The 15,459-nt window shown below is 52.2% G+C and carries 9 protein-coding genes; 3 read left to right on the top strand and 6 right to left on the bottom strand.

What is annotated here, in order from left to right:
• Positions 1-200: 200 nt before the first annotated feature.
• From rlmB to mutM, 3 genes are all read right to left on the bottom strand, one after another.
• Entirely contained in the window at positions 201-962 is a 762-nt protein-coding gene (gene rlmB, locus F1728_RS23260; protein ID WP_145442060.1) for a 23S rRNA (guanosine(2251)-2'-O)-methyltransferase RlmB, read from the bottom strand.
• 90 nt (positions 963-1,052) lie between these two features.
• The gene (locus F1728_RS23255; protein ID WP_155366071.1) at positions 1,053-2,777 is read right to left on the bottom strand and encodes an ATP-binding protein; all 1,725 of its coding nucleotides are present in this window, start codon (positions 2,775-2,777) and stop codon (positions 1,053-1,055) included.
• A gap of 106 nt (positions 2,778-2,883) precedes the next feature.
• On the bottom strand, positions 2,884-3,768 hold the full coding sequence (gene mutM, locus F1728_RS23250) for a DNA-formamidopyrimidine glycosylase (protein WP_449267412.1): 885 nt from the start codon (positions 3,766-3,768) through the stop codon (positions 2,884-2,886).
• Positions 3,769-4,033: 265 nt separating this feature from the next.
• Here mutM and F1728_RS23245 point away from each other — a divergent pair, with 265 nt between their 5' ends.
• On the top strand, positions 4,034-5,923 hold the full coding sequence (locus F1728_RS23245; protein ID WP_155366070.1) for a DUF1598 domain-containing protein: 1,890 nt from the start codon (positions 4,034-4,036) through the stop codon (positions 5,921-5,923).
• 83 nt (positions 5,924-6,006) lie between these two features.
• On the opposite strand, the gene F1728_RS23240 is transcribed toward F1728_RS23245, so the two are convergent.
• Together F1728_RS23240 and glgC are read right to left on the bottom strand one after the other, a co-directional pair.
• Positions 6,007-7,428, bottom strand: a complete 1,422-nt coding sequence (locus F1728_RS23240; RefSeq protein ID WP_155366069.1) for an arylsulfatase — start codon at positions 7,426-7,428, stop codon at positions 6,007-6,009.
• Between the two features lie 523 nt (positions 7,429-7,951).
• Entirely contained in the window at positions 7,952-9,187 is a 1,236-nt protein-coding gene (glgC, locus tag F1728_RS23235; RefSeq protein ID WP_145189100.1) for a glucose-1-phosphate adenylyltransferase, read from the bottom strand.
• Between the two features lie 318 nt (positions 9,188-9,505).
• On the opposite strand from glgC, the gene F1728_RS23230 reads away from it, so the two are divergent.
• Positions 9,506-10,168 (top strand): class I SAM-dependent methyltransferase, encoded by a 663-nt coding sequence (locus tag F1728_RS23230; protein WP_155366068.1) that lies wholly within the window; start codon positions 9,506-9,508, stop codon positions 10,166-10,168.
• Positions 10,169-10,305: 137 nt separating this feature from the next.
• A complete protein-coding gene (locus F1728_RS23225; RefSeq protein WP_155366067.1) occupies positions 10,306-11,664 on the top strand; it encodes an alpha/beta hydrolase in 1,359 nt (452 codons plus the stop codon).
• A 27-nt stretch (positions 11,665-11,691) separates the two neighbouring features.
• Here F1728_RS23225 and F1728_RS23220 read toward each other — a convergent pair whose 3' ends face one another.
• Positions 11,692-14,865 (bottom strand): glycosyltransferase, encoded by a 3,174-nt coding sequence (locus F1728_RS23220; protein ID WP_155366066.1) that lies wholly within the window; start codon positions 14,863-14,865, stop codon positions 11,692-11,694.
• Positions 14,866-15,459: the final 594 nt, after the last annotated feature.

Raw genomic sequence — 15,459 nt, 5'->3', positions numbered from 1 at the left:
TATATGCAGTCATTTCCCATATAACCAAAATAATAAGTCATGGAAGCCGGGCGCGCAGATGCGCAAGAGAGCACCGCAGAGGACAGAGATCGAGAATAATCGCTTTAACCACTACCAGTGCAGGGTGTTGTAACAATCGTCACAATTTTGCTGATTGTGTGGCAACCTGCAGGATTTTCAGGCGTGAACGAAGGGGAAACTTATTTCACGCCGGGTCCGAAAGGAGAAAAGCGGGCGATCATAATTCCTGCGGCGACGGAAGCATTCAGAGAATCGACGAGCCCCGCTGAAGTGAGGCGACAGACGACATCGCATTGTTCGAGCGTGAGCCTTCTGAGGCCCTTCTCTTCATTGCCGATGACGACCATCCAGGGGCGATCCTGGCTGTAAGCGGCGACGTCTTCTTCCGCATGTTCGGACGTCCCCATGATCCAGATGCCGGCTTCCTTGGCTTCGGTGATTGCGCGACTCAGATTGGTTTCAACGGCGAAGGGAACCCCTTCCATGCCTCCTGAAGCAACATCGTAGACAGTGCCGTTCAGGGGCGCCGAACGGTCTTTGGTCAGGATCACACCTCGCACGCCGAAAAACCCTGCAGTTCGAAAAATGGCGCCGATGTTGTGCGGATCCTGAATGCAGTCCAGGGCCAGCCAGAGTCCGCGGGATTCGCCCTCTGATTTATCGAGTGCAAACAGTTCACTCAGCGAAGAGGGTATGCGGGGTTTGACCAGCGCCACGGAACCTGCGGTGCGGCGGCCCTGATCTTCCGACTGGCGGCGTTTCATCTTTTGGGGTGGTGCCTTGCGGACCACGACGGGAATGCCATGACTGCGGGCTTCATCGGCTACGTCTCCCCAGTTTCCCTGTGAGGCTCCCGCGGTCAGACGGATTTCGGTCACGTCGATGGGGCGGGTTTTCAAGGCAGCCAGCACACTATGGGGGTTTTTCAGCTCCAGAGCCACTTACACAATTCCTGAGTCAGCAAAGAAAATGATTCCTGTCGGCGCGAATCCCGACCAATGTGCAAAGGGTAGGCTCTCTGATCAACAGATTCAAGGAGTGCGTGACTCAGAATGCTTGTTCTCGGCCAGTTTTTCCGCGTATTTAGCCAGGTCCGAGGATTTAAGGCGATTCATGCCGACAGAGGTGTCGTTGATATCAGAGAGCAGGTTGTCTGCATCGACCTGCATGCGAACGGGGAGTCGCACCGTAAACTGACTGCCGCGACCGAATTCACTTTCGAGAAAGACTTCCCCGTCCAGCAGCTTGGAAAGTTCGCGAATGATGGAAAGTCCCAGGCCGGTGCCTTCGTAAGAGCGGCTCATCGTATCCCGGGTTTCCGAGTTCGATTTCCCCTGGCGGAATTTTTCGAAGATGAATTCCTGCTCATCCAGGGGAATCCCGATGCCGTTATCGCGGACTAAAAGATCGAACAGTTCCGGATCGTCTTCACAGAGGGTCGCCGAGACATGCACGCGTCCCCCTTCCGGAGTGAACTTGATGGCATTCGAAAGCAGGTTATTGAGAATCTGCTGAATCTTGACCGAGTCCTGGAAGAGGATCGGAATCTTTGGATCGATTTCCGAAGTGAGTTCGATATTCTTTTTGTCCGCCAGCGGCAGCATGGTTCCCACGCGACGTTCGATCAGATCCGCGATGGAAATCTCCGAAAGCTGCAGTTCCATTTTGCCGCTCTCGATTTTTGCCAGGTCCAGCACATCGTTGATCTGGGCGAGCAGGTTTTTCCCCGACATCTGAATGTTGGCGACGTAGCGTTTCTGTTTCTCTCCCAGATCTTTAGAGTTCGCCAGGAGATCGCTGAAGCCCAGAATACTGTTCAGCGGCGTGCGGAGTTCGTGGCTCATCGTGGCCAGGAACTCGTCCTTGAGTTTATTCATCTCGTAAAGTCGGAGGTTCACCTGCGCGAGTTCATCGACTTTCGTATCAAGGTCGGTGTTGACGGTCCGGAGTTCTTCCTGCACCGTAACGAGGTGACGCAACATACGGTTGAACGCGTAGCTCAGTTCTTCGAATTCATCCCCGGTGCGAATGTCGGCTCGCAGATCAAGATTGCCGTGCGCGATTTCATCGCTGACGTCCTTGAGGTGCAGGACCGGCTTGACGATCACATAGCGCACGATGGCGTAAGCGGCGAGCATCGCCAGGACGGCGGTGATCAAAGCTGAAGCGACGTTGATCGCCCGGTTCCAGTTCTGGGCCTGTTCCACCTTCTGTGAGGGGAAGCGAATATTGACGATGCCGATCAGACCGCCGAGTTCGAGATCCGGATCATCGTGCAGACGATGACAGGAGACACAGGATTCGGTGGCGTGAATGGCGCTGTAATACTGGAATTTGCCCTCAGACACGTCAGCGTAGAAAATTTCGTTCTCACCCTGCTTGATGCGTTCGAGCGCCTCGTAGCCGGCACTGTCGATGGGGCGTTCCTTGGAGTCGGCGTTCGAAGGGTTGGCTTTGAAAACCGACCAGCTGTAATTTCCGAGGTCCTTGGACTTCACCGACTGAGCGATCTTTTCGATCAGCTCGCGGTATTCCTTGTTGTTCTCGGACCACTTCCAGTGCTTTTCCAGAATGATGGGGGCCACCAGCAGCCGGGCGGAGGTCACGTTCTGCTCATCCAGCACCTGGTTGTTCATCCAGGTATTGAGGGAGAAACTGGCGGTAATCAGGACCATAAGCCCCCCGCCGAACAGGAAGCGGCACTTCCGTTCAAGATTGGTTTCACCGAGCAGTTTTTTAAAGACGCGATACGACATGGACTTCCAGCTGCTAACGAATCAGGATCAGACCAAGGCCCCGAGCCCGAGTATCCTCTGATCTTATTCCAAAATTAAGCGGAGAGAAAAGCACGATTCGCCAATTCTACTCCCAATTCATTGAAATATCTGAGAAATCCTCAGAGGCTGTGACCGACCTGGCAACAGGGACAGTAGAAAGTGGAGCGCTGCGCCTGGACGATGCGAATGATCTCCGCCCCCGGCAGGTGGGACAGTGTTCTCCCGCCCGGCTGTAGACGCGGTGATGATTCTGATACCCGCCCGATTTGTTCAACGCGTTCCGATAAGTGCCATCGCCGAGTGTTGAGCCTTCGTAGCGAATGGCGGTCTTTAGTATCTTGCGCGTCGCCTGGTGCAGGGCTTTGACTTCGTCTGCGTTCAGTTCATTGGCGGGGCGCTCGGGATGAATCCGGCTCAGATGCAGAATCTCACTGGCGTAGAGATTCCCGATGCCGGCAACCATTTTCTGGTCCAGTAAGGCAACTTTGATCGCCCGGCTGGTGCGGGTACACCGCTGCTCAAGTTCCTTAAGTGTCAGGGCCAGGGCATCCGGGCCGAGCTTTGCGGGGCCGAGCACGGTCTCCAGTTCGGCTTTGCGTAATAGTTGAACCGTTCCCAGTCCGCGACGGTCCCAGAACCAGAGTGATGTCTGCTTGCGTCCGTTCTGTAGACGCCATTCCAGGCGGAGGTGTTCGCGATCCGGGGGATCCGAGAGTAACATCAGTCCAGTCATACGGGGTTCAATGACGAACGACTCCTCGTTTTCCAGATCCAGTATCACGCGTTTCGCGAGTCTCCTTACGGAAACCACCGACTGATTGAAAACCCTGCCCTGGATCGACTTCAGGCCTGGTTTCATCGAAATCGGCTTACAGGTACAGCGACATTTGACGAATTCACGGATCCGGGCGCCTACGACGGCATCGCGGATGCCCCGTACCATGGTTTCCACTTCCGGCAGCTCTGGCACGATTATACTTTCTATAGCAATGGTAGCGGTTCTGCGTTGTCAACAATTTTGAACGAAGTGTTTCTATTCTACTACCTGTAACTGTTCTTTCGATGTCAGCGTTCAGCTGAAACAGGAAGAAGAAGAAATTTGAGATTACGCTTGACGTTGGGCCAAAGTTGGACGATCCTAGATCATAAAGTACTTAGATTCCCTATCTTGCAGAACGTGTACACACGGCCTGCAAATCGAACCGTCAAATATCAGTGCCAATCGGAGAGCGTCCATGCGCCCTAAAAACCCTCGAGTCGGCTCCAGTGTTGTTTCAGTTCTGGCAACCATCGCCTGTTTATCAATCGTACTGGCAGTCACGTTTTATCTGGTGAACCGCCAGCCTCAAGTGACCGTGGAAAAAGTGGATGAGCAAATTCAGGCTCCTGCAGAAACTCCACTGGTCATGGAAGAACAACAGGAAGAAGTTGTGGTTGTGCCGGAACAAACTCCTGAACCGGTTCAGGAAACTCCGCGAGTCACTCCTGAAGAAATGGTCGCCGCTCAACTGGCTGCCGGTGAATTTGGTCAGGCGATTGAAACCGCAGAGACCGTCGCTGACCTGAATGAACGCACCATGCTGCTGAAGATGGTTGTCAAAGCCCAGATGGATTCCGGCGACTTTGTTGCCGCCCTGGGAACGATCAACCGGATCCCGCTGGCAGAAGCCCGCACTCAAGCAATGAGCGAACGAGCCCAGGCCATGTCACTGGCCGGGGGTTCTCAGCTGGCCGACTTCACCGAACTGATTCAGCTGATTCAGACACAGACTTCTGGCCTCTGGTCAGACACCGGGGAAGGTGACGGGGAAATCAGTCAGTTTTCCAGTGGGGTAAAAGTCGATCCCAACGGACTGCTGCATCAGATCAGCCAGCAGGAACGCAACGGACAACTGGCAGCCCTGGGCATCAAAGCCCGTCAGGCTAACCTGAATCAGAATGTTGCTCAGAACAGCCAGCTGCGTCTGGTTTCGCTGACACGTCTGGAACAGCAGGTACAGCAGTTAATCGAAGAAGGTCGTTCACCGGTCGAAACCATGAAAATGCTCGCCGGTCTGACCAAAGTTCAATACATCTTTGTTTATCCGAAAGAGAACGAAGTCGTGATCGCCGGTCCGGCTGAAGCCTGGATCTACAACGAGCAGGGCCAGGCAGTGGGTGTCGAAAGCGGACGTCCCGTACTGCAGCTGGATGACCTCGTTACCGTATTGCGGACCTTCTCTGACCAGGGTGAAAAAATCTTCGGCTGTTCTTTCGATCCTCGTCCTGAAGGACTGGCCCGTGTGAAAGAATTCGTCGCTCAGTCCAATGCCCGCGGACCTCTGCACGCTGGTGGCGGTGTTCGGAACTGGACTCGTCAGCTGAAAGACAAACTGGGCGTCCAGGACATCACCCAGTACGGTGTGCCTGACACTTCCCGTGTGGCCCGTGTTCTGATCGAAGCTGACTACCGGATGAAAATGATCGGAATCGGCAAACTCGACGCTGGTGCGAATATCCCCAGTTACTTCGATCTGCTGGCCAAAGAAAACTCACAGTCGGCTCAGAAGCTGGAAGCACTTCGCTGGTGGCTGACCATGAAGTACGATTCCGTACTGCACAACCCACAGCGGACCGCCTTCGAGCTGGTTGGCTCTTCAGTTCTCTGTCAGTCTGAAAACCAGATCGTGACCAAAGAAGGTCAGCGTCTGCAGACCGGTCAGGCCGAAAAGCTGAACCGCGAATTCGCAGCCAACTTCACAAAACATTATCAGGAACTGGCCCAGAAAGATCTGGTTTACGCCGACCTGCAGAACATTTTCGATCTGGCCCTGGTCGCTGCCCTGATGCAGAACGAGCAGCTGGCTGACCGTGCTGGCTGGGAAATGAATGCCTTCGCTTCGAACGGCATGTATCGTCCCGCAGAATACAAGCCTGCTCACACGGTCGAAACGGTCGTCAATCACCGGGTCTACAACGGCAAAGACGTTGTGGTTCAGGTAGCCGGCGGTGTTCGCGTCGATACGGCATCGGTCGTTAAGAACCAGAACAACCTGAAGGTCTCTCCCGAAGTGGGAGCCGTCTCCACCAAATCACAGGCCCCGGCCCTGCCCGTCGGTCGCTGGTGGTGGGATCTGGCTAACTAAGCCCGGACGATCATAGTTGACACAAAAAAAAACCGCGGTCTGGAAACAGACCGCGGTTTTTCTTTTGCCTGGTACTCAACTGCTTATTTCACGTAGCCCTTGATGCCAACCGGCTTGAGGGTCTGCGGAAAGTCGCGGGGTGCCGTGTGGGCCTGCTGCATGGCTTCGGTCATCTGTTTGACCTGCTCCGGATGCTGCTCAGCCAGATTTTTCGTCTCGCCGACATCCTGGTTCAGATTGTAGAGTTCAATCGGCCGATTCATCCGGTTCTGAACGGCTTTCCAGTCTCCCATCCGCAGTGCCCGGGAGCGAATCTGGCCTTTGGTGTATTCCCAGTAAAGGTAATCATGTTTTTTCTGAGTTCCCTTCCCGAGCAGCGTCGGCAGAATCGAAATGCCGTCGATATCAACGCCGGCGGGTACCTTTGCATGAGCCACATCAGCGAAGGTGGGCAGCATATCCCAGAAGGCGATCTGTAAATCAGATGTGGTGCCGGGAGCAATCTTGCCGGGCCAGCTGGCGATGAAGGGGACCCGCAGGCCGCCTTCGTACATGGTTCCCTTATGGCCTTTGAGGGGTGCATTGCCGTCAAAGAAATCGGTCATCTCTTTCCAGTTGCCCCCCTGCCCGCCGTTGTCGGAAGTAAAGATAATCAGCGTGTTATCACGGATGCCCAGCTCTTCGAGCAGTTTCACTACTTCCCCTACATGTGCATCAAGGCGTGAAACCATTCCGGCAAAGGTCGTGAGGCCATCTTCGGAACCAATGTAACCGGGACGCGGATCTTTAATCTCCCGTTTGGGGAATTTTCCCCGGTAGGGACGTTCTGATTCTTCCGGCACCACCAGTTCCACGTGGGGCAGGATATACGACAGGTACGCAAAAAAGGGCTGTTTGCTGTTCTGGCGGATAAAACTTTTGGCGTCTGCGTGAATCAGATCCTGGATGTAGGTCCCCCGCTGATTATTTTCATTTTCCGGCAGCATGACCTTTTCTTCATTCCGCCAGATCCAGAAGGGATAGTAGAAATGGGCATGCACCTGCAGGAGTTGACCGGTAAACTGGTCGAAGCCTTTCTGATTCGGACGTCCCGGCGTGCCTTCGTAACCCAATCCCCATTTCCCGAAACAGCCCGTGGCGTAACCGGCGGACTTCAATACTTCGGCAACGGTCTTATCTTCTTCATAGAGCAGCTGATTCAGATCATTGGCACGCACGGCGGTATGACCGGTGTGCTGCCCCGTCATCAATACGCTCCGTGAAGGCTGGCAAACCATGCAACCGGCATAAGCCTGGGTGAACTTCATACCGTCTGCTGCCAGCTGATCAATGTGCGGCGTTTTGATTTTCGTCTGACCGTAACAGCCAACTTCCGCATAACCCAGATCGTCTGCCATGATAAAAATGATATTCGGTTTCTGTTGATCAGCGGCGCGGGTGACCGTGGTCAGAAACAGATTCAGACAGCTCAATACTGTCAGCAGTACCAAACAACGTCGAAGCATTATGCCATTCCCTTTCGAATGTGTGGATTTGGTTTGTTTTTGAAAGATTTACATGTGTTAAATGTTTTGAAAACTCAAATTGAAAAAACGCTTTGAATTGGTCTTGACCGATTCCGGGGGAACTTCTATTCTCCCCGCACCATTAACGTTCAAGTTAATGAAATCAATTTCGAGAAGACAATTCCTGTTACTATCACACCTCAGAATGACAGTTATCATTCTCTGTTTCAACCTTCAAGCAAATACCGGTGTTCGTTGAGTGATTTCATTCACTCAACGGAAAGATCGAATGCCCGAGGCACGGACGCTGAGGCATCGATCTTTTTTGAAGTCACTCCAGACTGATACCTGCCAGACCGTGAATAACAGGATGAAAATTTAAGGCGAACAATCGCCTCCCGGAAGTGGTGCATGTCCTTCCCCCCTGGGCTACTGCTTCCGGGAATTTTTATGCGCAAAGGCCCGTCTCGTTGAGTGACTCACGAGACGGGCCTTTTGTTTTTGCGTTCGTTCTGGATCAGTTTCAACCCTCTTCGGGGAAACCATCCATCTTGCCGATTACGACGATACCGGATTCAGAAACGGTAAAGCCCCGTTTTTTATCCTGCTCCAGGTCATAGCCGATCTCGCAGCCTTTGGGGATCGAAACCCCTTTATCGATGATCGCATTCCGGATCTTGGCATGTCGCCCGACGTTCACGCCGGAGAAGAGAATCGAATTATCAACCTCGGCCCAACTGTTGACGCGGACATTCGAGGAGATGATCGACTGGCTCACGCGGCCACCGGAAATAATCGACCCCGGACAGACCATACTGTCGACCGCCTGCCCGACGCGGGGCTTGGAACCTTCGCTTTGAGCGAAGACGAACTTCGGTGGTGGATCGGGTGCCTGGTACGAGCGAATCGGCCAGGTATTATCGTAGAGATTCAACTGCGGATGTACGGAGATCAGGTCCATATTGGCTTCGTAGTAAGCGTCAATGGTTCCTACGTCGCGCCAGTAATAGCCGTCGCCGGTGTTTTTATCCTGGAAGGGATAGGCACGGATCAGGTGGTCATCAATGATCGAGGGAATGATGTTCTTACCAAAATCGTGCGCGCTGTCGAGCTGAGTGGCGTCGTAGCAGAGGCGCTCAAACAGAAAGTTGGTGTTGAAGACATAAATCCCCATCGAAGCCAGACTCTTATCCGGATGAGTCGGCATCGGGGCGGGGGAAGCGGGTTTTTCTTCGAACTTGACGACCCGCATGTCATCATCGACTCCCATGACGCCGAACTGGGTTGCTTCGGTGCGGTCCACAGGAATACACCCGATAGTGACTTCGGCCCCTGATTCACGGTGATCGTTGATCAGTTTTGAGTAATCCATTTTATAAATGTGATCGCCGGAGAGGATCAGAATGTAATCGGAACGGGCGCGTTCGATGGTATAAATATTCTGATAGACGGCGTCAGCGGTTCCCTGGTACCACTGTTCGTCAATTCTCTGCTGGGGAGGCAGAACATCGATGAACTCATTCAACTCCCGACAGAGGAATCGCCAGCCCAGGTTAATATGACGGTCGAGACTGGCTGCCTTGTACTGGGTCAGAATCAGAACCCGCCGCAGTCCACTGTTGATACAGTTGGAAAGGGTAAAATCGATAATCCGGTAACCGCCTCCAAACGGTACCGCAGGTTTCGCCCGATCCCGGGTGAGAGGCTCAAGACGCGATCCCTTGCCTCCTGCCAGTATCAATGCCAGGACATTCCGCATAGCTATTCCTCCTGAATATGAAACAAGGTTAAGCGAAGGCACCCTTGCTCCATTAAAATGATTCTGATGATGACTCAGCCTATGTTGTATCATCCTCTGCGCACGAAAGGAATTCTAAAAAACTCTGTTTTGCAGAAGTTCAATTTTCTTCAGGAAGTTTCGCATTGTCAGAGTGTCAAGTTGACGCGTCTGAAATTTCGAAACTGTAACTTAATGAACTTCAGACAGATTTAACTCTTGCGGCTTCTCTCCCGGAATCGATCGATTTATAATTTCGCGTGTTCGACTCTCACCTTCCAGATTGCGGAGAATGCATCCATGAGCACCACTGACGAAAAACTCACCAAGTCCTTCTACGATCGCATCAGCCATTCTTATGACGCGCTCGCCGATTCCAACGAGCACGTGGCGCGTGAAAAAGGGCTGGCAGCCCTGGCTGTTTCAGAGGGAGAGACAGTACTCGAAATCGGGTACGGCACCGGCCATTCGCTGGTCGCTTTGGCAGAAGCAGTGGGAGAGAGTGGCCAGGTCTGCGGAGTGGATATTTCCGATGGCATGCAGAAAGTCTCTGAAAAACGCGTGGCCGAGGCAGGTCTGGCTGAGCGGGTTAAACTGTCGGTCGCCAATACACCTCCGCTGCCCTTCGATGACAATACCTTCGATGCGGTTAGCATGAGCTTTACCCTGGAACTCTTTCCGCTGGAAACCATTCCGGAGGTACTGAAAGAAATCCGTCGGGTCCTGAAACCGGGAGGACGTCTGGGAGTGGTCTCAATGGCTCTCCCCCAGGAAGGGGAAAAAGACAGTTTCCTCGAGAAGACCTACAAATGGATGCACCAGCACTTCCCGCACATCGTGGACTGCCAGCCGATTAACGCTGTTGGCTTTCTGAAAGAGGCCGGCTTCGAAATCAAGGATGAAAACAACCTTGAAATCTGGACCATGCCGGTTGCAGCGCTGGTTGGCGTTTCCCCAGCCTGATTGCGCAGGGAGCGGGGGCTCTTCCGCTGCAGGATGTTTTTGCTGGCGAGGCAGGTACGTATTTCGTAAGATATCAGTCTAACCCAATACGACCCGCCCGGAAGTTACACTCATACCTTGCAGACTGGAACCTCAACATGAAATCACGCGCTTACACCTCGGCATTTGCCCTGCTCTGTTTTGTCATCAGCTCTGTTCTACCTGTACTCGCTGAAGAGAAACAGGGACCACTGGAATTACCGCGGGTCGAGGCGTCTTACCATCCGCCCTATTATTCGACCACTTACGAGCAACCAGATAATCCTGCTGAAGGACAGCTGCAGATCGGCGTGACTTATACGCTCTGGATTCCCGAGGGACTCAAGCAGGTCCGCGGGATCATCGTACATCAGCACGGTTGCGGTGAAGGGTCCTGCAAGGGGAGTGTGACTGCCGCTCATGACCTGCACTGGCAGGAACTGGCCCGCCGCAACGGGTGTGCCCTGTTGGGACCGAGCTTCCACCAGGTACAGGCGCAGAACTGCAGACTGTGGTGTGATCCGCGGAACGGGTCCAGCCAGGTCTTCACCGACTCACTTAAGAAGCTGGCGGAGCTCTCCGGTCATCCGGAAGTTGCGACGGCTCCCTGGTGTCTCTGGGGCCATTCGGGAGGCGGGTTCTGGTCGAGCCTGATGCAGATGCAGTACCCCGAACGGATTGTCGCGATCTGGTTCCAGTCTGGTACCGCCTTTGGTTACTGGACGAAGGGTGAGATTGAGGCTCCCACGATTCCCGCAGCAGCGATGCAGATTCCAATGATGGCCAATCCGGGTTTCAAAGAGAAAGGACACGAACGGTTCCGTCGCGCCTGGGATGGTAGTCTGGCGATGTTCAAAGCCTATCGTGCCAAAGGGGCTCCCATCGGCTTTGCCCCGGATCCCCAGACGGGACACGAAACCGGGGACTCACGTTACCTGGCGATTCCCTTCTTCGACGCCTGCCTCAAGCTGCGGCTCCCGGACCAGGTGAGATCGCCGTTGAAAAAAGTGAATGTAGAACAAGGCTGGCTGGCACCATTGAACAGCCAAGAGACGCCGGTTCCCTTTGATCAGTATTCCGGTGATAAAGCAACAGCGGTCTGGTTGCCCAACAAAACCGTCGCACTGGCCTGGCTCGACTTTGTGAAAACCGGTGCTGTCGGAGATCAGACACCCCCGCCGGCACCGACCAACGTCAAAGTCGACTCAAAGACCGGCACTATCACCTGGAACGCGGGTACGGATTTTGAAAGCGGTCTGCAACAGTTTCTGGTCCAACGCGATGGAAAGACCATCGGCCAGGTTCCCGAAAAACCAACCAATCGCTTCGGGCGCCCGCTGTTTCAGAACATGAGCTACGGTGATACCCCCGTGCTGCCGCTGCTGAAGTTTCAGTTCGTGGACAAAGCCGCTGAGCCGGGGCAGGCGCATCAGTATGAGGTGATCTCCGTCAACACGGCTGGGCTGAAATCCAGGTAGTTCCGCGTGCGGTTTGAATCCTTAATGTCAAGCCGCTCGTTTCAGCTGGATACAATCCTGGAAGAGATCGTCGTATTGTGAGGAGACGGTCTCTGCGCTGAACCGATCGATAATCTGATCTTTGACCTGACTGAGACTGGCTGCGTACCTGTCCCTTTGTGCCAGGAACTGATGAAAATACCAGACTGCTTCCCGCACACTAAACTCGACGGGGAAAGTGAATCCAGCCTGATATTCATCCAGCACGACTTTGATATCTCCTACATCAGTTGAAAAGACCGGCACTCCCAGGGTAAGCGCTTCCAGCATTGCGACCGGCAGGCCTTCAAAAGCGGAAGTGAAGATCATGCCCCGCGAGACGGCAATTAATTCCAGGGGATTATTCACAAAGGGAATGTGAGCCACATTTTTCAGTTGATGCGTGCTGATATATGCGTCGACATCACCTCTCAGATCGCCATCTCCCACCATGATAAAACATTCGGACCGCCCTGCGTCCTGAAGCGACCTGACCATTTCCAGAAAAGCGAGAGGTCGTTTCTGATAGGTCTGCCGTGCGATGTGAATATACTTATCGACGCCTGCAGGCAGGCCATACTTCCGGCAAACCGTAGCAGCATCGAACTTCGAACGCTTAAACTCCCGAATGCGGGCAGTATCGACCGCATGATAAATATGCCTGATCCGCTCCTGTGAAATTCCTTTCTCAGTCTGCATCACTGATTCAATTTTACGATTGATGGCAACAAAGCGATCGAAGCTCTGAATCCCCGGGTCCGTATAGTGTTGAATCCACCCCGCCTGCTGATCGTAGACCTGGTGATCGACAATCGGCACATCCTGAAAAATCTGGCGAATCTTCTGACTGTTGGAAACAAACCAGTTAGATTCATTCGTAACGAGGATGAGTTTCGGATCAAATTGACGCTTAAATGCCTGTAACAGATCCAGGTAATCATCCACCCGGGCTATTTCTGCGAAGTCATAAATATCGTCTGTAAACTGCTGAACCTGATGATGCAGACTTCCGCCACGTGATGTGTGTGGATCGAACGTAATCACGACGAAATGATATTTCGCCTGGAGTTCCTGCATGACTGCAATAATATTACGTTCTGCCCCACCGACTGCCATGATGATAGGAAACACAAAAACCACAGGTTTATCATTCGGTGCGCGCAGATGCTCCAGATTTAGCACGCTCGGGATTTTTGGCGCGGGTTGACCAAAGTTAAATTTCAGATTGGGATTGATCGCCTGCAGATGTTCTGAATCAGCTGCAAACAGATCTTCGAGGGAGTTTTCCTGTACTCCCTCGGGAGCAGGCAACAGTCGCAGGAAACATCCCCTGTCGGTTGTCAGAGACTCCGGGGAGAAAAAGAGACTTCGTTTCAGAAATAACTGCGCCGCGAGATTTTGCACACCAACCGTTGGCCCCTGCTCATAGGAATAAGAAATGAGAGCATAATCATCCCGTGAGCATGCCAGTGAGATCAAAACATTCTTGATGTGAAAGATCAAAGGCAGCTCTGACTCATTTTGAACCTGCAGGATATAATCAAAATGGACAGAGTCTAAATCAGTAGTGACTCCTGTGGCACCTTCCAGTTGATATTGAAAACCATTGTCTGTTTTCTGAAGAAACAGGACAGAAGCTCCTAATTCTCGCTGGTAGTCCTGAATCAAGTCTGACGAGATCGAGAGTGGTGACAAGATCGCCACACGCGGAAGACTGTTTACCACGGGAAGCATGGCCAGTGGCGTTTCTGTTACCTGCACCTGTTCGTGCTCTGGAGGGTTTGGCTCCTGGCTACTCTGATTTCCATCGGGTGCATGTTGCCAGACTTCTGAAAACCTCAGTTTCTGGCTTAAATACGCCCTGGTTTTCTTCTTCGCCAGTTTCTTCAAGCCGGGACGTACCATCCAGTTGCGTAACTCAGCTGGCAGGGTCTCACTGATCAGCTCGTTGGCCAGCCTGATATCATCTTGATTTAATTTGAAATGAAGCAGACGACGATAATATTGGACAAGCAGAGTTCCGTTCATCAGTTCGTTTTCATCTCTCAACTGATCCAGAACCAGACGTTCGAGTCCATCGTAATAGTCATGACCGAAACAGAGTTCATAGAGAAAATGTTCAACACTGCATTTGTCGTAGGCTTCCAACTGGGTCAGATACCCGGCGATGAATTTGAACTTGAAAAGCTGGAGATAAACCAGAGACAGGATTTTTCTCAACCTGTCATCGTCGGGATGTGATTTCAGCTTTGCTTCCAGATGGTGACAACATTGGTAGACCAGTGGCAACTGTCGCTGCGGCTGCGTTTGAATCCCATGAACCTGTAGATAATTGTGATATTGATCGATGTAGCAATAAAGTCCCAGCCAACGGTCCCACTCTGTATGCAGCACACCGAAGACATAAGCCATTTCTCCCGCAGTTTCCTGCCGACGTGAAAAACCTTCAACGTCATATTCATGAAAATGCAATGCGTGTGCTGAGGGTGCATAGAATACCTGCATGCCGTGTGACGACAGTCGATAAGCCAGCTCAATATCTTCAAAATTGACTTTGTAAAACCGCGTATCGAACTTGATTGATTCCAGCGACAGCAGGCTGCTCGAAACGCTGACATTACAGGTATAGAAGTGGGAGTAGTCGACGAAACTGTTTTCCGGCATCTGATCAAAACAAAACTGTTCGTGCCCGATCTCCGTAATATGGGTCAGCAGATGATTCTGCTTCTGTTCGGGATGCCAGTCAACTCGCCCCTGGATGGCAACATGATCTCCCAATTCTTCCCCCAGCCTGACATGCAGATTTAACAGGTCAGTTCCCGGATAGATGTCATCGCCGAGGAAGAGCAGTCGTCGCCCCCTGGCTGCCTCAATCCCGCTGTTTCTGGCTTCTGCCGGGCCGGCATGCGAATTAGCCAGAATCTGCATCGGCAGCTGGTTCTGATAAGACTTGAGAATCTTTACTGTTTCATCTTCTGATCCATCATCGCAAAAAATCAGTTCGTATTTGACAGTGGTCGCAGCATCTACTTTCAGCCAGCAATTCAGTAATTCCGTAAGGCGATCTGCCCTGTTAAAAGTTGGGATCACAACACTGAGTTCAACAGGGTATGACTTATGTTCTGAGTCTGGCAGAAAGACATGTAGTCTGTTTTGAGATGATGACACTGGAATCCATTCCATATTTCTAAATCGATAGCGACTTTGAAAGGCCCGTATGGTGGTGGTATTTGAGAAGTGATATGCGCCCGGCAGGGCAGAGAGGAATCCGAGAGGATCGTGGAGAGCTTATAGACTAAACATCAACATACGTAAAGATCAAGACAAGAATACTGCACACAAGACTAATAACATAATGTACATTACACAAACAGAATTTTTACCTGATCAAACTAAGATAAAATATACATTATCACAGTATGTAAATATTTTAGTTACATCGATTCACGTCAATACAACTTATATCGCTATTTTACTTTCAGAAAATTTGGCATCTTCTAACACGAGTTGACTGGAGCGAACTGTTGTCTCTAAGAAGAATCACCAAGTGCACACAAGCATACATTCCAAATCCGTACTTACTGAAACCTGTGCTTTTTCACCTGGGTCTTCAACGGTAAAATCTGTTAAGATCCACTGCTTCCCTGAAAAAATTGAGGAGTTTGCAGCCTCTCCTGCCAGAGAGCGCAGAGAAGTTCGCATTCCAGAGGAGCGATCTGTTGGGGGATTCGGTCTTCACGATTTCAGATTTTCTACAAGGGCGCGCATGGGTCAAGG

Origin of the sequence: Gimesia benthica (genome assembly GCF_009720525.1) — a bacterium.
Taxonomy (GTDB): Bacteria; Planctomycetota; Planctomycetia; order Planctomycetales; family Planctomycetaceae; genus Gimesia; species Gimesia benthica.
Note: the sequence above shows the minus strand (reverse complement) of the source record. Positions and strands in the feature narration are given on the sequence as shown.